The organism is Psychrobacter sp. DAB_AL32B (assembly GCF_002224105.1).
Taxonomy (GTDB): domain Bacteria; phylum Pseudomonadota; class Gammaproteobacteria; order Pseudomonadales; family Moraxellaceae; genus Psychrobacter.
On sequence record NZ_NEXU01000189.1, the window covers coordinates 1 to 285 of the forward strand.

Here is a 285-nt window from a genome sequence, read left to right on the forward strand (position 1 = left end):
TTTCATGATTATTCGCCGCTTAAACGTGGCGGTCATAACGATCCTGAAGCGGTGATACGCATGGAGCTACGCTACTCACAATTAGAGCCGTATAAGTGGCTTGGTCGTTACTTACATATATTGGCAACTCGGCACAATTAACGGTGATAATGTTAATAATAGCTTTTAATAAGAACTGTTAAGAATCATTTTTATAACCGCTATCTTATTTCTTCGATTCTCTCTGATCTATCATATTCTGACCAAGTCGTGGCATTGATATCTTTTTCATCAAACACCACGACA

General features: G+C 38.2%; 1 pseudogene. It reads left to right on the plus strand.

From position 1 onward, the window contains the following. Window positions 1-141: pseudogene (locus CAN34_RS14590) on the plus strand (SAM-dependent methyltransferase); the annotation flags it as partial. Window positions 142-285: the final 144 nt, after the last annotated feature.